20 protein-coding genes and 1 other RNA gene are annotated in these 18,955 nt (G+C 68.2%); 17 read left to right on the top strand and 4 right to left on the bottom strand.

All coding sequences use genetic code 11. The features are described 5' to 3' along the window. Positions 1-74 precede the first annotated feature (74 nt). From mpaB to trhO, 15 genes are all read left to right on the top strand, one after another. Positions 75-1,151 (top strand): daptide biosynthesis RiPP recognition protein, encoded by a 1,077-nt coding sequence (mpaB, locus tag AC6CHX_RS13715; RefSeq protein ID WP_498273266.1) that lies wholly within the window; start codon positions 75-77, stop codon positions 1,149-1,151. After that, positions 1,148-1,363 (top strand): hypothetical protein, encoded by a 216-nt coding sequence (locus tag AC6CHX_RS13710; protein WP_498273265.1) that lies wholly within the window; start codon positions 1,148-1,150, stop codon positions 1,361-1,363. The genes mpaB and AC6CHX_RS13710 overlap by 4 nt, the downstream gene beginning before the upstream one ends. Then, positions 1,360-2,415, top strand: a complete 1,056-nt coding sequence (locus tag AC6CHX_RS13705) for a hypothetical protein (protein ID WP_498273264.1) — start codon at positions 1,360-1,362, stop codon at positions 2,413-2,415. The genes AC6CHX_RS13710 and AC6CHX_RS13705 overlap by 4 nt, the downstream gene beginning before the upstream one ends. After that, positions 2,412-3,659 (top strand): daptide-type RiPP biosynthesis aminotransferase, encoded by a 1,248-nt coding sequence (gene mpaD / locus AC6CHX_RS13700; protein ID WP_498273263.1) that lies wholly within the window; start codon positions 2,412-2,414, stop codon positions 3,657-3,659. Before AC6CHX_RS13705 ends, mpaD begins: the two co-directional genes overlap by 4 nt. Further along, positions 3,656-4,909 carry an iron-containing alcohol dehydrogenase gene (locus AC6CHX_RS13695; RefSeq protein WP_498273262.1) on the top strand — a complete coding sequence of 418 codons (1,254 nt, stop codon included), beginning with the start codon at positions 3,656-3,658 and terminating at the stop codon, positions 4,907-4,909. Before mpaD ends, AC6CHX_RS13695 begins: the two co-directional genes overlap by 4 nt. Positions 4,910-4,923: 14 nt before the next feature. After that, positions 4,924-5,055 carry a hypothetical protein gene (locus AC6CHX_RS13690; protein WP_498273261.1) on the top strand — a complete coding sequence of 44 codons (132 nt, stop codon included), beginning with the start codon at positions 4,924-4,926 and terminating at the stop codon, positions 5,053-5,055. Positions 5,056-5,104: 49 nt separating this feature from the next. After that, entirely contained in the window at positions 5,105-5,224 is a 120-nt protein-coding gene (locus AC6CHX_RS13685) for a daptide-type RiPP (protein WP_498273260.1), read from the top strand. Positions 5,225-5,268: 44 nt separating this feature from the next. Then, a complete protein-coding gene (locus AC6CHX_RS13680; RefSeq protein ID WP_498273259.1) occupies positions 5,269-5,394 on the top strand; it encodes a hypothetical protein in 126 nt (41 codons plus the stop codon). 97 nt (positions 5,395-5,491) lie between these two features. Next, positions 5,492-6,304 (top strand): daptide-type RiPP biosynthesis methyltransferase, encoded by an 813-nt coding sequence (gene mpaM / locus AC6CHX_RS13675; RefSeq protein ID WP_498273258.1) that lies wholly within the window; start codon positions 5,492-5,494, stop codon positions 6,302-6,304. Then, on the top strand, positions 6,298-8,007 hold the full coding sequence (gene mpaP / locus AC6CHX_RS13670; protein ID WP_498273257.1) for a daptide biosynthesis intramembrane metalloprotease: 1,710 nt from the start codon (positions 6,298-6,300) through the stop codon (positions 8,005-8,007). The genes mpaM and mpaP overlap by 7 nt, the downstream gene beginning before the upstream one ends. Continuing rightward, positions 8,004-8,840, top strand: a complete 837-nt coding sequence (locus AC6CHX_RS13665; protein ID WP_498273256.1) for a protein kinase family protein — start codon at positions 8,004-8,006, stop codon at positions 8,838-8,840. The genes mpaP and AC6CHX_RS13665 overlap by 4 nt, the downstream gene beginning before the upstream one ends. A 156-nt stretch (positions 8,841-8,996) precedes the next feature. Continuing rightward, a complete protein-coding gene (locus AC6CHX_RS13660) occupies positions 8,997-9,713 on the top strand; it encodes an ATP-binding cassette domain-containing protein (protein ID WP_498273255.1) in 717 nt (238 codons plus the stop codon). Further along, positions 9,710-10,438 (top strand): ABC transporter permease, encoded by a 729-nt coding sequence (locus AC6CHX_RS13655; RefSeq protein WP_498273254.1) that lies wholly within the window; start codon positions 9,710-9,712, stop codon positions 10,436-10,438. Before AC6CHX_RS13660 ends, AC6CHX_RS13655 begins: the two co-directional genes overlap by 4 nt. Then, complete coding sequence (locus AC6CHX_RS13650) at positions 10,435-11,169, top strand: hypothetical protein (protein WP_498273253.1); 735 nt, start codon at positions 10,435-10,437, stop codon at positions 11,167-11,169. Before AC6CHX_RS13655 ends, AC6CHX_RS13650 begins: the two co-directional genes overlap by 4 nt. A 51-nt stretch (positions 11,170-11,220) precedes the next feature. After that, positions 11,221-12,111, top strand: coding sequence for an oxygen-dependent tRNA uridine(34) hydroxylase TrhO (gene trhO / locus AC6CHX_RS13645; RefSeq protein ID WP_498273252.1), 891 nt, complete (start codon positions 11,221-11,223; stop codon positions 12,109-12,111). A 38-nt stretch (positions 12,112-12,149) separates the two neighbouring features. Here the strand turns inward: trhO and AC6CHX_RS13640 are convergent, their stop codons facing one another. The 3 genes from AC6CHX_RS13640 to AC6CHX_RS13630 are packed head-to-tail and all read right to left on the bottom strand — an operon-like array spanning position 12,150 to position 16,595. Then, a complete protein-coding gene (locus AC6CHX_RS13640) occupies positions 12,150-14,417 on the bottom strand; it encodes a transglutaminase TgpA family protein (protein WP_498273251.1) in 2,268 nt (755 codons plus the stop codon). Beyond that, entirely contained in the window at positions 14,404-15,594 is a 1,191-nt protein-coding gene (locus tag AC6CHX_RS13635; protein WP_498273250.1) for a DUF58 domain-containing protein, read from the bottom strand. The genes AC6CHX_RS13640 and AC6CHX_RS13635 overlap by 14 nt, the downstream gene beginning before the upstream one ends. Before the next feature lie 11 nt (positions 15,595-15,605). Then, the gene (locus AC6CHX_RS13630) at positions 15,606-16,595 is read right to left on the bottom strand and encodes an AAA family ATPase (RefSeq protein WP_136040742.1); all 990 of its coding nucleotides are present in this window, start codon (positions 16,593-16,595) and stop codon (positions 15,606-15,608) included. A gap of 141 nt (positions 16,596-16,736) precedes the next feature. On the opposite strand from AC6CHX_RS13630, the gene ffs reads away from it, so the two are divergent. Next, positions 16,737-16,833, top strand: an RNA gene (gene ffs, locus AC6CHX_RS13625) — signal recognition particle sRNA small type. Here ffs and AC6CHX_RS13620 read toward each other — a convergent pair. Continuing rightward, positions 16,826-18,166, bottom strand: coding sequence for an MFS transporter (locus tag AC6CHX_RS13620; RefSeq protein ID WP_498273249.1), 1,341 nt, complete (start codon positions 18,164-18,166; stop codon positions 16,826-16,828). The two genes, ffs and AC6CHX_RS13620, sit on opposite strands and share 8 nt — an antisense overlap. 147 nt (positions 18,167-18,313) lie before the next feature. Here AC6CHX_RS13620 and AC6CHX_RS13615 point away from each other — a divergent pair, with 147 nt between their 5' ends. Further along, entirely contained in the window at positions 18,314-18,925 is a 612-nt protein-coding gene (locus tag AC6CHX_RS13615) for a rhomboid family intramembrane serine protease (protein ID WP_498273248.1), read from the top strand. Positions 18,926-18,955 lie beyond the last annotated feature (30 nt).

Below are 18,955 nucleotides of genomic sequence, written 5' to 3'. Positions count from 1 at the left end.
TGTCACACGTCGCGTGTATAACCTCAGATGAGGACAGATCATCTTCAAACGGGATTCGTGCTTCTGGGGGAAACATGCAATACAGCTCGACCACGGCGTCACGGCCCGGCCACCGCACGGCGACCGCTTTCGAGCAGTACGTCACCGGAAGGCGGGGGATCGTCGAGGGTGCGGTGTTCTTTCTCGAATCCGGAGACCACCTCGACGAAGTGCTTCGTGTGGCAGAGCCCTGCGACGTCGTGATCGCCCCCGCCGCCGCCCTCGCCCCACATGCGGATCCCCGGACCATCGGATACGACGGTTCTTACATGGAGCCTGGCGACGAGATCACCCTTAACGGACGACACACCTTCGAGCTGCAGGACTACATCGCCCTCCCGTTCCTCTCCGTCGTCGGACCGACCGTCGTCCGGCAGCGCTCGGCAGCAGCCATCGCCGCCTTCCTCAGCGATGCCGACACGGCGTGGGAGTCCGGGGCCTTCGTCGGGCAGCTCCTGAGTGCCGACGTGCAGTTGGATTCCCGGGACTCCTTTCTCCCGGCTGACTCCGTCGGCGATTCTCTTGTACGAATCCACGTCACGCGTCGGGGTGAGTATCGAGACGGACCCGATGGGCTTCTCCTCGGGAAAGTGGGGGAGGAACGGGCCGACGTCGAGTCGGAGGCAGCGTCGAGGGCGGGGCGCGGCCGATCGTTCGCCGGGATCGTCGACCCGTGTGTCCTCGAGGCGGACCTTGACGACCGCCCGTGGTTCGAGCGCTATCTGGCCGCTCTCGACCTGCTGCGACTCTGGGGCAGAGCGCCCGAGCGCCCCGCCATTTCCGGCTTCGGTGGCCACCTTGTCGCGGCGCTCGACGAGGGCGGGTCGTACCCCGCGGCGCTGTCGGCACGCGCTCCCTTCCTCGTCACGGGGGACGGCGATGAATACGTCCTGGTCGATCGGATCAACCGCAGACACTTACGTCTCACCGTCGATGCCGCGAGGGCGGCCGAATGTCTGATCGCCACGTCTGACGAGTCGGAGGCCGCGGCACTGCTTGCGATCGAACTCGGGCGCCGGGTGAGCAGTGTGACTCCGTTGGTGCGCGAGCTGCGAGACAGATTCGCGGCGGCAGGGCTCGACCTCACGGCGATGCGGCGGGATGGAGCATGACGCGGGACCGGCAGTGGGTGCTCGTCGTCGGCGTGATCCTGCTCGTGAACGCGGCGGTGATTCTCACGGGGGCAGACAGGCAGATCGAGGGCTACGTGGGCGGGGTCATCTGCATACTCGGCGGGATTCTGAACATCGGCTTCGCGTTTCGCGACCCATGGCATGAGCAGAAGCGCATCAGCAGGCAGCGAGCTGAACGGAGCGGCGAATGAAAGACGGCAGTGCTGGCGGCTCTGCGCCCTCACAAGAGAAGCGCCTTTCGGCGACGATCTTCCGATGGGCGACAGGTGACTCGCGCGGCGCATCCGGCCGCGTGATGCTGTGCGGAACTCTCGAGGATTTCGGAGGTTTCGCCGGTCGGGGCAGCGCTGCTGATGTGTACCTGGCCCCGTCCGGTGACAGCACGCTCCCCGATGGTGTCGACCGCGACCAGGTGCTCACCTTCGACGGACGCTTCGACGAACCGGGCGACGTGATGCACATCGGGAGCGGCTATGAGATCGAGCTGAAGGACTACCTGGCTCTTCCCTTCACGCCGATCACGCGTCCGACGATCGTCGCCTGCACGACCTCCGCCTCGTGGAGCGCGCTCATCGAGGACGCCGAGGAGGCGCGCACGACAGGCGTGTTCATACCTCAACTCGCGTCCCTTTCGACGGTGCTGTGCGACCGCGTCGCCGTCGACGCAGCGATCCGAGGGACTGCGGTGGCAATCGATCGACTCTCGATCCCTACCGCTGCGTCCGTTCGATATCGTCTCGGCGGTGCCGTCGTCGGATCCGTCGCCACAGCCGACCTCCGAGATCAGCCGGCGTCGGTCGTGCTGCGATCGGACCGAGAGCCCGAGATCGCCGGGGTCGCCCTCGAGAAGCGACTCGCGGCGCGTCCATGGATCCGTCAGTACTTGGCGGCGTTGCGCGTCGTGGGTGGCGACGACGGGGAGACGTGGACGATTTCGGGGTTCGGCGATCGTCTCACGACGCCGGAGGGTGGTCCCGGAGGCCGTAGATCGGCACACCTGATCATCTGGCGCGACGACGAGTACCGGCTCGTGGCGGAGTCCGGACGACGGTTTCAATTGGATCGCGAGTCGGCGATCGCGGTCGATTCCCTTCTCGAGTCGTCCTCCCGACACGAGGCAGTCGCCACCGCGAGTGCGGCGGGGCTCTCCCGATCAAATCTGGACGCCAAGCTCGACGATCTGCGCATCAGGCTCGCTGCGGTCGGCGTGGACGTGGAGACATCAGAAAGCGAGCAGTCATGATGTCCCGATCCTGGACCTTCTTGATGCGTCCGAGCGAAGAACCGCCTCCGTCGGACTGGGCCGTCTCGGCCCGCGGGACGCGTGTGGTCTTCGCCGACGGGCTTGAGACGTATTGCGCCACCAGCGGTTTGTGGAACGTGCCGCTCGGATACGGTCGCGAGGAGATCTCCGAGGCTGTCGCCCGCGCACTGCGCGACGCGTCCTATCTCACGCTCTTCCGCAGATCGCACGTCTACGCCGAAGACGCCGCCGAGCGGCTGATCGAATTCACCCGGATGCCGTTCTCCCGCGTGCTCTTCGCGACCTCCGGTGGGGCGGCCAACGATCTGACGATGAAGCTCTGTCGGCAGTACTGGTCAATCGAGGGCGGGGCGCAGAGGCGCGTCGTGGTGGGCCTCCGCGGGAGTTACCACGGGCTCACTTTCGGAGCCCACGCGCTGGGCGGTGAGGATCTCGGTCAGGCGCTCTACGGAGTGGATGGGCGAGACGTGCGGCACGTGCCCTTCGACGATGGCGGGGCTGCTCTGGAGTCGTTGTTCCGACGCGAGGGCGCTCGGATCGCCGCGGTCGTGATCGAACCGGTGCTGGGTACGGGAGCGTTCGAGGTGCCCGCGGACTTCCTGCAGGCGATGCAGCGCCTGCGAGAACATCACGGGTTCCTCCTCGTCGCGGACGAGGTCGCAACCGGGTTCGGGCGTACGGGCACGCGTTTCGCTTCGAGCGAGTGGTCGGAGCATCCGGATGTGCTCGTGATGTCCAAAGCGTTGACGAACGGGGCGTGTCCGGCATCCGCGGTCGCGGTGAATGAACGCGTCGCCTCGGCCTTTCACCAGCGCGACGCCCTGCTCGTCCACGGTGAGACCCAGGCGGGGACGCCAGCCAGTTGCGCGGCGATCATCGCCACGCTCGATCTCTTCGAGGCGATGGGCGCCGACGAGCTGTTGCGGTCGGTTTCGGTCGAGCTCGATCGTGTCCAGGAGCGGCTGCTTGAGAATCCGCGGGTCCTCGGCGTGCACGGGCGGGGTGCTTTCCGAGCTCTCCACATTGCCGAGGCTCTTACCGGGCAGGGGATATCGCGCGAAGAAGTCCTGCATCTCGTCGAGCGGACCCGTCGGCACGGCGTCCTGGTGCACCCCGGACCGTCCGGGGTGCAGCTGATCCCCGCTGCAGTCTCGACCCCGGCCGATCTGGATCGAGCCACCGACGCGATCCTCGAGGCGTTGAACGCGGGGAATGCCGCGTGAGCGCCGGTGCTGGCCTGACGCCGCTGCTCACCCATGGAGGGACTCCGCGAATGGTGGTGGGCGTCGGGTCTGCGGCGCGGATGACACCGCGCTCGGGTTCGAGCGCCGGCGGCCTCATGCTCATCGACGCGCACGTCCACGATCGGCATCCGCAGCTGGGAATCCGCATGCGGCACGTCTTTCGTTTCGATCCTGAGACCGAGTCCCAGCATGACCTTCTGGAGCGGACGTGCGCCGACGTACTGCGGACTGACGTCGCCGCGAACACTGGTGGACGCTCGCGAGCGCCTGCCCACGACGATGTCGTCGCGATCGGCGGGGGGTCGGTCATGGATGCGGCGAAGCTGCTGCGTCTCCGCCTGCTCAGCGCATCGTCCTATCGCACGGCGCGGCACGGCGCCCACACGTTCGGCGTATCGATGGTGCCGGACGCCTGGGGGCGAGGCACGCCGAAGCTCACCCTGATCCCGACAACCCTGGGAACCGGCTCGGAGGCGAGCGCTGTCGCCTGTCTGCTCGACGACCGCGCGCACCATGCACGTCGGCTCGTCGTCGGTGGCCTGATGCGCGCCGACGTCATGGTGCTCGACGCCGCGCTCACCCGATCCCTCGACGACGGTGCCGTACGGGAGGGGGTCGCGGAGATCCTGCTCCGCGTGATCGGGGGGTACGTCGGCAGCCCTCCGCGCAGAGTTCCGGACCTCGCGGCGGAGGAACTGGTGTTCCGCGTCGCGGGCCTCGCCGACCTCGGTATCCGCGAGGGTTTCGACGAGCCGCTTCGCGAGAGCCTGATGCTGGCCTCGGCTGAGACTCACACCGGGTGGACATTGGTGGGGCGATCGCCGTTCGGTGCCAAGCACTGGTACCTGGCCAACGAGCTCTCCTCAGCGGCCGGCGCCCGCAAGGTGCCGATCACCCTCGGTCTGCTCCCCGCGATCTGGCAGCGGATCCTCGACGGCGATGGCCGCCTCGGTGATGCGGGACGCCTCCGGCGGCTGTGGGAGATCGTCGCCGGACGGCTCGACCTTCCCGGCGATCCGGTGCGCGGGGCGGTGGCATGGGGGCGCCGCTGGGGCATCGAGGTCCCGTCCCTCGCGGCGGATCTGGTCATCGCCGCCGCGCGGAGGTGCTTCGAGATCTGGGCTGACGGGCGTCCGGCGCTGCCCGGACTCACTGAAACAGAAATCGTCTCGATCTACGTGGCGGCGTTCGCGAGAGCGCCGCTCGACAAGCCGATGTCACGGAAATGAAAGGGGGTGAATCGATGAACAGGAAATGGGAAGGCGAGCTCGCCTTCGAAGAGATCGAAGCGGCGGACGCCCCGAGCGCTGACACGTTCTGGTGGGGCATGTGGTCCGGTCTCGGCATCGTTTCAGGCGTCGTGTTCCTCACCTGAGGCCCACGACCCGTCGTTCAGAACCCGATACCAGAGAGGAGGTAACCGGATGGAACTTTCTCCGCAGCTTCGATTCGAAGAGATCGAAGGAATGGATGCTCCTGATTCCGACTTCTACGTCGGTCTCAAGCTGGCGATCGTGCTCGCGGTCATCGCCGTAGCCACCTGACTCCACCATGAGCATATTCATCGACCAATGAAGGGGGGTGACGAATGGACGCGAAGTCGCCCGGCCTGTGGTTCGAGGAACTCGACGAGGCCGACGCACCGATGAGTCCCGAGGAATGGGCTTTCAACATCATCACGTTCGGAGTCGCGCTCGTCGGGCTCGCCACGTGACCGAGGTGGACGGTCGTGATCGCGGCCGTCCACCCATCGTGCGGAACCGGCCGCACCTCGAGCACCCGTTCACCCGATTCGGAAAAGGAGACAGATCATGGTCAGCGCCACCCCTCGGAAGACAGCCCCGCATCTCCTGGCCACGCTTCTGACGGGTGGACGAGAGCCGGCGGACCTTTACTCCGTCGCAGGATCGCAGCTGTACGAGGAGATCGCCGAGTTCGACGGCTCGGAGCGGAAGGAGCTTCTGCGATGTCTCTCGCGGACAAGAGGCGACATCCTCGAGCTCGCCTGCGGAGGCGGACGACTCACCTTGCCCCTGCTCGCACTCGGCCGTCCTGTCGTGGGCCTCGACCTCTCTCCGGAGATGATCCGCATGCTTCGCGCCCGGTACGATCGCCTTCCTGGATCGCGACGCCATGTCACCCTCACGACGCTGATCGCCGACATGCGGAGCTTCGAGCTCGACCGCCGGTTCGGCGCGATCGTCCTCGCAGCGACCTCGATATCGCTGCTGGATCGTCGCGGTCGGCAGGCGTTGTTCGAGTCCGTGAAGAGGCATCTGGACTCGGACGGGAGGTTCTTCGTGACCGTCCACGCGTCACCGCTGCGCGCAGGCGTGACCTCCACCCGTGTTGTACCACTATCCGGCGACCGCCCCGCGGTGGTCGTCCTCAGCGATGTCGTCGACGCGGAGGCGTATACGAGGGAAGTCTTGGCGCTCCGCGTGGCCCGCGGTGACGACGGCGCGCTCGAGGTCACTGCCTTCGGTTCCACGGTCTTCCTCATCTCCGAGGAGCAGCTCGATGCGGAACTGGCGGCCGTCGGCCTCGTCCCCATCGGATCGATCGGCGTCGAGGATAGTGAGGTTGACGGTGCGTTGCGGATCGCGGGGTACGCGGCATGCTGAGCGAGACATCGGACGTGCGGTCCTGGGATGCTCTGCGGCCAGAGCTGGCGACTGGGGTCACTGTGGATCCGCCACTGGCGGACGGGGCGCCGTGGGTGATCGCGGTCGATGCGGTTCCGCGCGCCCGAGTCGGCGAGGACTTCGCGCGGGTCGCGCGGCTCTTGGACGGACGGCGCTCACTGCGCGAGGCCGTTCGTTCGGCAGGGGTGGTGGCGGATTCGGCGCAAGCGCTCACCGTGGTGGACGCCCTCGCGGACGCCAGTCTTCTCCGCACCGACGGTCCGCACGAAACCGACCGGGGACGTCGAGCTCACGGCACCCGGCGCGGCGCCCGCCGACCCCACACCCGCTTCAGCTTCCGCGCACCGCTGACCCTTCAATGGATGATCTTCGACCCGTCGCCGCTCGCCCGGATGCTCGCCCGTCCGTTTCGACACCGCGGGTTCGTTGCCGCGTGCGCGGTCGCGGTCGGCGTTCTGCTAGTCCTCGCCGTCCTCTCGGTGGCCGTCGACTTCGCCTCGATCTTCGGCGTGCTCGCCGCTCCCGTGCCGGTCGGCCTCTTTCCCGGAATTCTTCTTGCGATCGTCCTGACCGGGTGCCTGCATGAGTTGAGTCATGCAGTGACGTTGGCTGCGATGGGCGGGCGCCCCTCTCGCATGGGATTCATGCTGCTGTACCTGATGCCCGCGTTCTTCTGCGACGTGACGGACGGGTGGCGGATAGGCGAGCGGCGGCGACGGGCAGCCGTCGCACTCGCGGGACCTGCCCTGCACCTGGTCCTGGCCGCGGCGGCCTTTACGATCCTGCTGGTCGTCGATACGCCGGGACCACGTGCGTTCCTCGTCCTCTACGGATCGGCGTGCGCGGTCGCCGTGGTCGCAAACCTGATCCCCTTCCTCAAGCTCGACGGCTACCTGGCGCTGGTGGCCATCACTGATACCCCGTACCTGCGCGCGAATGCCGTGGCAGCCGCGCGGAGCGCATCGGTGCGACTCCTGTTCGGTGGGAGGGCGCCCCTGGATGCCCCGCGGAGCTCGCCAGCGCTCGTCGTGTTCGGAGCATTGTGCGTTCTCTTCCCCATCCTGCTCTTCGTCTGGGCTTCCATCCGCTTGCAGCCGGCGTTCCTGGGTATGGGGCGGTGGATGGCGCTGACATATCTCGCCCTCGTCGTCACCTTCCTCTTCGTCATGGCGCGCCGGATCGCAGGGTTCTTCGCCGCAGGTCTGCGCAGGCGCCCCGGGTTCTGGCGCTCCGCGGCAGGCTCCGGCGTGGCATTCATCGTCGTCGCCGTCGTTCTTCTCGCGCCGGTGCAGGTCGCGGTGCATGCGGGGTTCATGAAGCGCGGTGACGAGGTTCTTCTTGTGGCCGGCACTCAGTCCCTCTTCGAACCGGTGCATCGAGGAGATCGAGTCCGCCTGTCGAGAAACGGCATCGTCTTTCGACCCGAGATCGGCACGGGCGTCGTGGGTGGCAGCGGCCGCGACGTCGATGTCGATCTGACGGCGATCGCTCCGGTGTCCGCTCCCGATTCGACGATGGCGGGATGGGGCATTCCCCTCCGGGATGTCGAATCGTCCGGTCCCCTACCGCCGGCCGGCGCGGCGGACATCGGCATAGGCCGCCAATGTCCGGCAGGTGTGTTCCTCCTCGATGTCCTCGTGATCGAGCCGTTGCGGGTCGTCTTCGAGGGAGCAAGCGCATGATGGCGAACGCCGCGGATCTCCGTCCTGCACCGCTGCTGACCGCAGCCCTGATGCGTGCGGCGGATCGGTTCGAGCGCGTTGTTGTCGGCGTCCCGCTCTTCGGTTGGCAAGGAAGGACCGCGGGGGTCAAGGTGGGCGACTCCCGCGGAGATCTCGCATGGCTGCGAGTGGTCGTCGCCCGCAAGGAGCTGGCGCGCGGGGAATGGTGGAACGGTAACACCGATGCGGGGAAGCTGCGGGGAATCCGGCGACCGCGGGTGCTCGCCGTGCACGATTGGGAGGAAGGGGCCGCGTGCATCCGCGCCGAACTGATGGAACTCCTTCCGGGAAGCGCCTGCTCCACGACGCCCGAACTCCGCGAGGATCTTTCGTTGGATGAGCGATGGTGGTCGGCCCTCGAGGAGAACCTCGCGGTGCTCGCCGCGCATCCGACGAATCGGGCGAGTACGACAGCGGAATCGATCGCGCATAGGAGCCATGTGCTGTTTGGTCGGCGCTTCGATCTCTCCCGCGCCGTATGGGCGACGTCGCACGGAGACCTGCACTGGGCGAACCTGTTCGCGCCGGAGTTCGCTCTGATCGACTGGGAGGCCTGGGGGAATGCGCCGATAGGCAGCGACATCGCCGGTCTCTATCTGCATTCGCTGCTGGTTCCGAAGGTGGCCGCAACGATCCTCGAGCGTTTCGAGAGCGACTTGCTCTCGGCGTCCGGGCAGATCGGACTCGTGTTCCAGGCTTCGCGCATGATGGCGCGCGCGATGGCAGGCGAATACCCGGAACTCATCGATCCGGTTCACGCCGCCGTCCGCCGATTTGCTTCTCCACAGAGGTAGTGGATGAGTCCCAGCGCATCCGCACCGCGGATAACCTTCACCGGGTCGACGACTGCCGCCGGCTATCGCTCCGGCCTCCCACGCGTCGCACTCTTGCGACGGCTGCTGGCTGCCGGCTGTCGGCCCACCCGAGCGAGAAGTAGGAAGAGGATCAAGATGAACGATCATGCAATCGAAGTCCGAGCACTCACGAAGCGATACGGGAAGCGGACGGCCGTCGAAGCGCTGTCTTTCGCTGTGCCGCGCGGTTCCATCGTCGGTCTGCTCGGTCCCAACGGCGCGGGCAAGTCGACGACTCTGCGCAGCATCGTGGGCCTGCTCGCGCCGACCAGCGGCGACAGCCTCATCGATGGTGCGCCGTTCACCGCACTCGACAACCCCGCATCGCACGTCGGCGTCCACATGGACGGGTTCGGGTTCGAGCTGGGTATCACCGCGAAAAGGCATCTGGAGATATCCCGAGTCGCGGCGGGCGCATCACCCGACCGGGTCGACGAGGTGCTGGAGGTGGTCGGACTCGCAGCAGATGCGCGTCGCCGCGTGAAGACCTTTTCGACGGGAATGGCCCAGCGGCTCGGACTCGCTGCTGCTCTCATCGGTTCGCCCCGGACTCTCATCCTGGACGAGCCGGCGAACGGGCTGGACCCCGACGGCATCCGGTGGCTCCGGCGGTTCCTCCGCGGCTTCGCGGACAGCGGCGGCACCGGCTTGATCGCCAGTCATCAACTGCCCGAACTGCAACAGGTCGTGGATGAGGTCGTCGTCATCAAGCGGCGCGCGCTGTACGCCGGACGGCTCGGCGACCTCGTGACGAGTGACGGCGACTCGCTCGAGAGCAAGTACTTCGACCTCGTCGAAGGAGCACCCGCATGAGAAGCGCCATTCGAAGCGAAGTGCTGCGTGCGGTGAGCGGACTCTCTATTCTGCCGGTGTACTTCATAGCGATCCTCATGCCTCTGTTCGTGCTCTTCTCCGACGGCTCCCGCTTCGATCTCGCCGGCCTCGATGCCGGTGCGGCGACCGTCCGGCTCCTGGAGCCGCTCGCCTGGTCCGCCGTCGCTGCGGCGTTCGTCGGGGCATACGGTGTCACCCGTGAGTACTACTACGGCTCGATGGACCGGACACTCACCGGAGTCGGCTTCCGTCGAGTGTTCACCGGGAAGCTCGTGGCCGGTGCCCTCGTCGCCGTCGCACTGTCTTCTTGCATCATGGTGCTGTGGACCGTGGGCGTTCATTTCGTCCTGATCCAAGACGGACTGGTGCTTGCGCTCACGACGGATGCCTGGCGCATGTACGCAGGCGCTCTGCTGGGGGCGGTGCTCGGCGCCCTCGTGGGAGGCGCCATCGGCTGGATCACCCGTAACTACTACGTGACTGCGGCACTCGTGCTCGCCGTTCCGATGGCGGTCGAGTTCGCGCTGCTGCGCAACGTGCCCGAGGTGGCGAGGTTCTCGCCCGGGTTGGCTCTCGCCGCGCTGAGCGTTCCCGGATACCAGGACCGACTGCTCGAGCTCGTGCCTGCCCTCGGCGTCGCGCTCGCATGGACTCTCGGCCTCGTCGCACTCGCATGGCACCGACGGCGAAGGGCGGTCGCGTGATCCGGCGGGCTCTCCGAGCACAGGCCCGCAGCTTCAGGTCTGACGTCGTCCTCCTCTGGAGCGCGGTGGCGGCGATCGTGGTGTCGCTCTCCCTTGCGACGAACATCCCGCCGGAGTTCGCGGACGCCCCTGCTGATGCTCGCGAGGCGCTCATCGCGCCCTTCGCGGCCGTGCTCACGACCTATGGAGCAGTTCTCGCCGCTGTCTACGGCTCGTTCCGATACACCGTCGACCGGCGAGATGGTGTCATCGCGCAGCGGCTGATGCTGCAGCCTCGCTGGGCGATCCTCCTCGTCCGGCTGCCCACTTCCGCCCTGGGTGGGGCGGTCGTCGCGCTCGCGGGCGTCGTCGGAGGTCACGTTGCGCTCACGATCGCCATGGGCGGCATCCCGGTGCAGTGGTCATCGGTCGGGACCGCCGTCGCGCTCGGTGCTGTCGCCAGCCTCTGGGGTCTGGGGCTGGGGATCGTCATCCAGGCCCATCTGGTGGCGTTGTTCGTCGCCTCCATGTCCATGGCGGTGGCGTTGCTGGTCGCGCCGTTCTGGAGCGTCGGCGCTGCCTACTTCCCGCTGCTCGCGATGCTCGAGGCGTTTCAGTTCGACCTCACCACCGTGGGACTGGCACCGGAAGACGCCCTCGACACCTCCCTGGCCGTGCTGGTGGCAGCAGGGTGGGTGGTGGTGGCGCTCGCGGCCGGTGCCGTGGCGTTCCTGAAGCGCGACGTGAAGTAGCGGCTCTGAGCGAGTTCCACCCACCGCCTATCCCCGACGTAGGATTCCTGGGTGGCAACCCCCAAGATCGTCCTCTTCTATGCGTTCACGCCCCTCGCCGACCCCGACGCCGTGCGCGTCTGGCAGCGCGATCTCGGCGAGGCGCTCGGGCTGCGCGGACGACTGCTCATCTCGAAGGACGGGATCAACGGCACGTTGGGCGGCGACATCACGGTCCTCAAGAAGTGGCTCCGTTCCTTCCGCTCGTACGCGCCGTTCGCGGACGCCGACATCAAGTGGAGCGAGGGGACCGGCTTGGATGCCGAGGGCCGCAGCCTCGACTTCCCCAAGCTCAGCGTCAAGGTGCGCGACGAGATCGTGTCGTTCGGGGCCCCCGGCGAGCTGCGGGTCGACGAACACGGCGTCGTCGGTGGAGGGACGCGCCTCACCCCCGAGGAACTGCACGGGCTGATCGAGGAGCGCGGCGACGACGTGGTGTTCTTCGACGGCCGCAACGCCCTCGAGGCGCAGATCGGGCGTTTCCGCGGCGCGGTCGTGCCCGACACCGAGACCACCCGGGATTTCGTGCAGCTCCTCGACTCCGGTGCCTACGACGACCTCAAGGGCAAGCCAGTGGTCACCTACTGCACCGGCGGGATCCGCTGCGAGGTGCTGTCGAGCCTGATGACGGCGCGCGGCTTCGGCGAGGTCTACCAGCTCGAGGGCGGCATCGTCCGGTACGGCGAGAAGTACGGCGACGACGGACTCTGGGACGGGTCGCTCTATGTGTTCGACGGCCGGGGCTCGGTCGACTTCTCGGACCATGCCCGCGTCATCGGCGAATGCGTCGGGTGCGGGGCGCCCACCAAGCGCACCGCCAACTGCCCCGACCTCTCGTGCCGCTCGCAGTTCGTGGTGTGCGAGGCCTGCGTCGCCGTGCCCTGCTCGGCGCACGCCGCCTGAACGGCACCCACCAGCCCCCGCCTCGCGGCGGACCGCCGTCAGACCGCGGCACCCGGCTCGGCGGCCCGTGGCGCGTACAGCGAGCGCGGCAGCAGCGCGGCGCGCACTCGGGTCGGTCGGTCGACGCTGGCGCGCAACTGCCCCAGGACCACGCGCAGCGGCTCGGAGAGGTCAGCCGATGCCTCACCGGAGCGGGCGTAGTTGGACTGCTCGACGGCATCCGTGAGTCGCCGCATCGCCGCCGCGTCGACGTGACGCTCCCGCACGAGCCCCGCCGCACGCACGCGCGGTGTCTCGGCGTCGGACACGTCCAGCTGCAGGTCGATCAGGGTGTCGCGGAGCTCGGCCCAGGCCGCGGCGGGGTCCCCGTCGCGCGCTCGGCTCAGACGGCCGCGGCGCTCGACGACGCGGATGAGCGCCGGCAGCAGGAGCAGCACGACGACTCCGAGTGCCGTGAGCATGACCGGTGTCGTATCCAGGCTGCGCTGTGCACCGCCGTCCGCGGAGTCTCCGCCGGCATCCTCGCGGTCCACTTCCGGCCCCGAGGTCTCCTCGCTCTGCGGGGCCGTGGTGGGCACGGGGACGGAAGGATCTCCGGGTCCACCGCCCTGCGACACTCCCGCGCGGAACGCGGTCGGCACGCCCAGCGAAGCGGTCGGCTCGAACGGAACCCAACCGACTCCGGGGAAGAGCACCTCCGGCCAGGAGTGCAGCTGATCGCTGGTCACCGAGAAGACCGACTCCGCGCCGCGCTTCTCGTCGGTGAGCGACCCCGGCAGGTAGCCGACGACGATGCGCACCTGCATCCCCAGGCTCTCGGCCATCAGCGCGAACGCTCCGGCGAAGTGCACGCAGTACCCCTGGCGCGCTTCGAGGAACTGCGCCACGGCGTCGGCGCCGGTGCCGTCGAAGCCGTCCTGCACCGGCGTCTCGAGGGAGTACGCGAACTGCGAGCGGAACCAGTTCTGCAGAGCCACGAGTCGGTCGTAGTCGGTGCTCGCGGCCGCGGTCACGTCGGTGGCCGTCTCGGCGATGATGCCCGGCAGCTCAACCGGTTCGGCGTCGGGGTCCACGACGGGTGCGGCCGCGTCGATCGCGCGGATCTGCTCGAGCGTCGGGATCAGCCGGGACGAGGTGACGGTGTAGTCGTTGCCGACGGCATCCGCGCTGCGGGAGAAGAGCGTGCGGTTGTCGGGAGAGACCCGCCACGAGCCGCTGAGGCCCTGCACTTCGGTGGCGGGGTACGGCACCGGAAGCCACGAGCTCGACATGCGCAGCACCCGGATGGAGGTGTTCTGCTCCTCCGTCGCGATCTCCTCGCTCCACTCGGGGGCGCCGAAGCCGTCGTCCTGCGACTGCAGATCGCCCCGGTCCGGCTGCCAGACGCGTCCGTCGAATCGGGAGAGCGTCGTCAGCCGGAGATAGGGCGCCGTGTCGCCGTCCGCCGCCACGGTCAGCACCTCGACCGGGTTCGGCTGACGCAGATCGTCGCCGAGCCGGAGCGACGCATCGACCGTGACGCCGACGCCGGTGCCGGCCATGCTGGTGGCGACGGGCAGCGCGGGGGCGATGGCGACGGTCGTGACGAGCGCGGCGGCTCCGATCGCAACAGCGAGCGAGGTCGACGACCGCCGCGGCGATTCCGGATGCCGGCGCGCGGTGTACCGGAAGAGGAGCAGGGCCATCACGCCGTAGAGCACGAACCAGACCACGTTGGTGTCACCGAGGGTGATGATCATCGGCACCGCGCCGATGGCTCCGGTCAGCAGCGCCGCCAGCACGGCCGACCGGTGCGCCACGAGGTGATCGACGAGGATCGCGACGATCGCGAAGCCCGCGCCCATCGTGGCGGCGAGCCCGGGCGAGGCATCGAGCGGTGCGGAACCGAACGCCACCTCCTCGAAGGCGGCGGCTCCGAGAGCCCCGAACACCGCGATGGTGGTGGGCGTCGGGATCACTCCGAAGATCGCGGTGTCACCCGCGACGAGCAGCGTCACGACGCCGATGGCCACGAGGATCTGAACGAGGAGGGTGCCGGTGTCCTGCACCCATGCCGCCCGCCGGCGCAGGAGGTGGCGCAACAGCATGCCCGTCCCGGCCACGACGATGACCACGACGAGGACCGTGCCCGACCAGGTGCCCGGAGAGATGACCGACGTGTACGGCCACGTCGCCACGAGTGTCGCCGCGGCCGCGAGCACCCCGGGCCCCACGACGCCCTCCCTCTCGTCGCGGTCGCGGTGCCACTGCGGCGCGGTGGGCGCGGGGGCGGCCGCGGTCGGGGGCGACTGCTCAGCGCGGAACATCGCCGACTCCGATCCGCGCCGAGACGGCATCCTCCCACGCCTCGGCGATGTCCCCTCCGAGCTCGACGACGGTCCAGCCGTGCGGCGCGGAGGCCTCGACGGCGCCGGGCAGCAGTTCGGTGCTGAACAGCATCGGAGCAGTGGCTCCCGCCGGACGCAGCAGCGCGGCATCCTCCTCGTCGAGGCGCCCGGTGATGTAGACCAGCGGGCCCGGAGGCGTCCCGCCGATGAGCGACGCGAGATCCCGGCTCTCACCCCGGGGCGTCACCATCGCCAGCGCCACGAGCAGACCGTCGCGGTCGTCTTCGTGCCCGCGCAGAGCGCCGAGCAGGGTTCCCGCGCCGTCGATCACGTCGACGCTGTAACCCTCGCCCGCGAGATGGATGGCGGAGGATGCGCACAGGGACACGGCGGCTTCGAAGGCCGGATCGGCGTCGACGCCCGGCGCGTCCCAGTGGCGGCTGCTGCGGTCGAGCACGACGACCGCGTCGGGGCTCGATTCCTCCTCCTCCTGCCGCACCATGAGCTGCCCGCGGTGCGCGGTCGCCCGCCAGTGGATGCGGCGCATCGAGTCGCCGGGGATGTAACCCCGCGGCGACAGGTTGTCGCTGCCCTGCCCGAGCCTCGTCGAGGAGGTGTGCGCGGTTCCGCCGGCGGCCCCGACCCGCACCGCGAGAGGCGCGAGGGCGAAGACCTCGGGCACGACGGTGATGCTGCGGGTGTCGCCGAACGACTGTTCGCGCTGGGCCAGCCCGAACGGATCCACCGTGCGCAGCATGAGCGGCCCCAGCGGCCAGACGCCGCGTCGTACGCCGGTGATCAGGTAGCTGAGCTGACCCTTCTCTGCCGGGTACTCGCCGCCGGAGTCGCCGGTGACGGCGTCGGGCAGCACGTCGTGCCACAGCCCTCGCGGTACGCGGAGGGCGCGCAAGGTGAAGCGCACCGTGACCCGCGAGGTCTCCGACACCGTCAGCAGATCGGTGGAGATCTGACGCGTGACCGTCCCGGATCGGCGGGGGAGGCGGACGGCGAGGAGCGAGAAGAGGGTGAGGGTGGCGAGCAGCACCCCGATGTAGAGCAGGATGCGGGCGCCGAGCACGTTGGCGGCGATCATGCAGCACAGCGCGGCGATGAGCGCACCGGCGCCGCGGCTGGTGAGGGATCGGCGTCGTCGCATGAGGGTCTCGGTCAGGAACGGGTCGCGACGGGCACGCGCACCCGTTCGACGATCTGGCTCAGCGCGGCCTCGACGGGCTGCGCTCCCGCACGGTGGGCGCCGCGCGCGGGAAGCAGGCGGTGCGCCAGCACGGGGATCAGCAGCGCGGTGATGTCATCGGGGATGACGAAGTCGCGTCCGTCGAGGGCGGCCCACACCTTCGCCGCCCGGATCAGTTGCAGCGTCGCCCGGGGGCTCGCCCCGAGGTGGAGGTTCGGGTCGGAGCGGGTCGACTGTGCCAGGGCGACCGTGTACTCCTCGAGCGCAGGAGCCACGTGGACGGAGCGCGCCCACGCGATGAGCTGTGAGATGGATGCCGCATCGGCGACGGGTGTCACCGCGGCCAGCGGGCTCACGACATCGCGCTGGCGGAGCATGAGAGCTTCGGCTGCGGCGTCCGGGTAGCCCATCGAGATGCGCATCATGAAGCGGTCGCGCTGCGCTTCGGGCAGGGCGTAGGTGCCCTCCATCTCGAGCGGGTTCTGGGTCGCGACGACCAGGAACGGCTTCGGCAGCAGATGCGTCGCACCGTCGACCGTCACCTGACCCTCCTCCATCGCCTCGAGCAGCGCGGACTGCGTCTTGGGCGAGGAGCGGTTGATCTCATCCGCGATCACGATGTGGGCGAACACCGCACCGCGCTTGAACTCGAACTCCCGATCGACCGGGTTGTACACCGAGACGCCGGTGACGTCGCCGGGAAGCAGGTCGGGCGTGAACTGGATGCGGCGCACCGTCGCGTCCACGCTCGCTGCGAGTGCCCGGGCGAGCATCGTCTTGCCGACACCGGGCACGTCTTCGATGAGCAGATGCCCCTCGGCGAGCAGGCACACGAGAGCGCTGCGCACGGCATCCGGCTTGCCGTCGATGACCTGACCGATGGAGCCGAGGATCGCTGAGGTCTGCGCGGCGAACCGCTCGGCGTCGATCATCACCGGGACCAGGGGGGCGTTCTCGGGCATGCGTTCCCTCTCACATCGGCGCTGCGGTGCGCGTTACTCGATCGTAACCCTGTGGCGGGGGTATCGCTCTGGCAGGTTCCCCAGAGGATGCGGGGAGCTGCCGACGGTTCAGACCACATGCTGCATCGGGTTAGGATGGTTGACGGCTCTCCGCGTGGCGGCATCCAGGCCAATTCCCCCAGGGCGGAAACGCAGCAAGGGTAACCGGGCTCTGCTGGGTGCGCGGAGAGTCACTTTCTTTTTCTGTGCGCTGCGTTCAGCTCCTCGGCATCGTCGAGCCAGTTGCGTCCTCTGTTCTTGAGGAAGAACACGTACACGATCAGCGAAGCACCGATCACGACCGTCACGTAAGCGACGAACAGATCCACCGTTCCCGCACCGGTCGCTGCTGTGTAGAGCAGTGGCGCGGTGCCGCCGAAGACGGAGTTCGCGAGAGCGTATCCGAGACCCACGCCCAGGGCGCGGATGTGCATGGGGAAGAGTTCGGCCTTCACAACGGCGTTGATCGAGGTGTATCCGGTGAGAATGACGAACCCGCCGACGAGGATGGCGAACGCCGAGATCGCCGAGGTCTGCTGGGGGAGGAAGACGAGCAGGAACCAGGTGTAGAGCACTCCGCCGACGCCGAAGAAGACGAGGAGGGTTTTGCGTCCGACGATGTCGGAGAGCCAGCCGCCGACCGGTTGCAGGAGCATCAGTATCGTCAGGGCGATGAGGTTGATGACCGTCCCCGTCACCACGTCGCCGGCGGCGAAAGCGGTCTTCACGATGTTCGGACCGGTGACCGAGTAGGTGTAGAAGGCGACGGTGCCGCCCATGGTCACCAGGAAGCAGAGCAAGAGCGGTCGCCACTGATGCACGAGAAGCTCTCGCATCGAACCCGCCGCGGGCGACGACCCGGACCGCGCCGCTGCGATCGTGCTCGTGTCGAGCGATTCGTCCATCGTGCGGCGGAGCCAGAAGACGACCAGCGCAGCGACCCCGCCGAGGCCGAACGCGATGCGCCATCCCCACTCCGAGATCTGCGCCGACGACAAGGTCAGGACCATGGCGAGGAGCGTGGATTGGGCCAGCACATGCCCGCCCACCAGAGTGACGTAGTGGAACGACGAGAGGAACCCGCGGCGGCCCGGAAGCGCGGCCTCGGACATGAAGGTCGCACTCGTCCCGTACTCGCCTCCGGTCGCGAACCCCTGGATCAGCCGACAGATCACGAGAATGGCCGCCGCGCCAGCGCCGATGCTGGCAGCGGTCGGCGTGATCGCCACGACGAACGAGCACGCGGCCATGAGCGATACCGAGATCGTCAGGGCCAGTCGGCGACCGTGGCGGTCGGCGAAGCGCCCGAAGAACCAGGCGCCGACCGGGCGCATCAGGAACGTGACCGCGAAGATCGCCCAGATGTAGACGGTGGAGTTCTGGTCGTCCTCGTCGAAGAACTGAGACTCGAAATAGGTGGCGAACACCGAATACACGTAGACGTCGTACCACTCGACGAGATTGCCGGCCGAGCCCTTCAGCGTGTTCGAGACGGACCGTCGGAGGTTCAGGGGAGCAGAGGGCGTCGACATCGACGGTCCTTTCGTGGAGGAGAGCGCGAACTGGAACATGCACCGATGCGGGTGCGTCTGCTGAATGCTACACAGTAGAATGTCACTCACAGTGACGACCTCCCCGCCGCCCAGCCGTTCGTCGGCTGCACCTGCGACAATCGTCCGGTGACCGTCACCCAGCCGCCGAAGGCGCAGCATCCGCTCGGCCGATTCGCCTCGCCGGTGCTCCTTCTCGTCGCGATGTGGGTCGTGCAGTTCGCCGATGCGATCCTTCCCGGTTCGTTCACCGGCTTCGGGTTGCGGTCGTGGGATGTCTCGGGCCTCGGCGGCATCGTGCTCGGTCCGCTCCTGCATGCGAACTGGCAGCATCTCATCGCGAACTCGGTGCCGTTCCTCGTGCTCGGCTGCCTCGTCGCGGTCGAGGGCACGCGTCGGTTCTGGGCGGTCACGGCCATCGTCGCGATCGTCGGCGGCATCGGCACCTGGGTGTTCAACGCGCCGGGAACCCTGACGGTCGGCGCCTCCGGACTCGTGTTCGGCTACTTCGGGTACGTCGTGATGCGGGTGTTCGCGCCGGGCCGGGTCGCCCACCGGATCCTCTACGCCGTCATCGCGCTGATCGTGCTCGCCCTGTACGGCGCCACCATGCTCGCCGGAGTGTTCGGCGTCGCCGACGGCATCTCCTGGCAGGGTCATCTCTTCGGTGCGATCGGCGGCGCGATCGCTGCACTGATCGGCCGCCGCCCGCGAACAGAGCGCGGAGCCCTCGCCCCATGACTCCGGGGCGTGCGGCACCTCGTGCGAAAC

It is taken from the genome of Microbacterium sp. GQ128, assembly GCF_059758615.1.
Note: the sequence above shows the minus strand (reverse complement) of the source record. Positions and strands in the feature narration are given on the sequence as shown.

Coding starts and splice junctions, on each gene's coding strand:
- mpaB (WP_498273266.1), top strand. CDS start 75: ATGCAATACAGCTCGACCACGGCGTCACGGCCCGGCCACCGCACGGCG.
- AC6CHX_RS13710 (WP_498273265.1), top strand. CDS start 1,148: ATGACGCGGGACCGGCAGTGGGTGCTCGTCGTCGGCGTGATCCTGCTC.
- AC6CHX_RS13705 (WP_498273264.1), top strand. CDS start 1,360: ATGAAAGACGGCAGTGCTGGCGGCTCTGCGCCCTCACAAGAGAAGCGC.
- mpaD (WP_498273263.1), top strand. CDS start 2,412: ATGATGTCCCGATCCTGGACCTTCTTGATGCGTCCGAGCGAAGAACCG.
- AC6CHX_RS13690 (WP_498273261.1), top strand. CDS start 4,924: ATGAACAGGAAATGGGAAGGCGAGCTCGCCTTCGAAGAGATCGAAGCG.
- AC6CHX_RS13685 (WP_498273260.1), top strand. CDS start 5,105: ATGGAACTTTCTCCGCAGCTTCGATTCGAAGAGATCGAAGGAATGGAT.
- AC6CHX_RS13680 (WP_498273259.1), top strand. CDS start 5,269: ATGGACGCGAAGTCGCCCGGCCTGTGGTTCGAGGAACTCGACGAGGCC.
- mpaM (WP_498273258.1), top strand. CDS start 5,492: ATGGTCAGCGCCACCCCTCGGAAGACAGCCCCGCATCTCCTGGCCACG.
- mpaP (WP_498273257.1), top strand. CDS start 6,298: ATGCTGAGCGAGACATCGGACGTGCGGTCCTGGGATGCTCTGCGGCCA.
- AC6CHX_RS13665 (WP_498273256.1), top strand. CDS start 8,004: ATGATGGCGAACGCCGCGGATCTCCGTCCTGCACCGCTGCTGACCGCA.
- AC6CHX_RS13660 (WP_498273255.1), top strand. CDS start 8,997: ATGAACGATCATGCAATCGAAGTCCGAGCACTCACGAAGCGATACGGG.
- AC6CHX_RS13655 (WP_498273254.1), top strand. CDS start 9,710: ATGAGAAGCGCCATTCGAAGCGAAGTGCTGCGTGCGGTGAGCGGACTC.
- AC6CHX_RS13640 (WP_498273251.1), bottom strand. CDS start 14,417: ATGTTCCGCGCTGAGCAGTCGCCCCCGACCGCGGCCGCCCCCGCGCCC.
- AC6CHX_RS13635 (WP_498273250.1), bottom strand. CDS start 15,594: ATGCGACGACGCCGATCCCTCACCAGCCGCGGCGCCGGTGCGCTCATC.
- AC6CHX_RS13630 (WP_136040742.1), bottom strand. CDS start 16,595: ATGCCCGAGAACGCCCCCCTGGTCCCGGTGATGATCGACGCCGAGCGG.
- AC6CHX_RS13620 (WP_498273249.1), bottom strand. CDS start 18,166: ATGTCGACGCCCTCTGCTCCCCTGAACCTCCGACGGTCCGTCTCGAAC.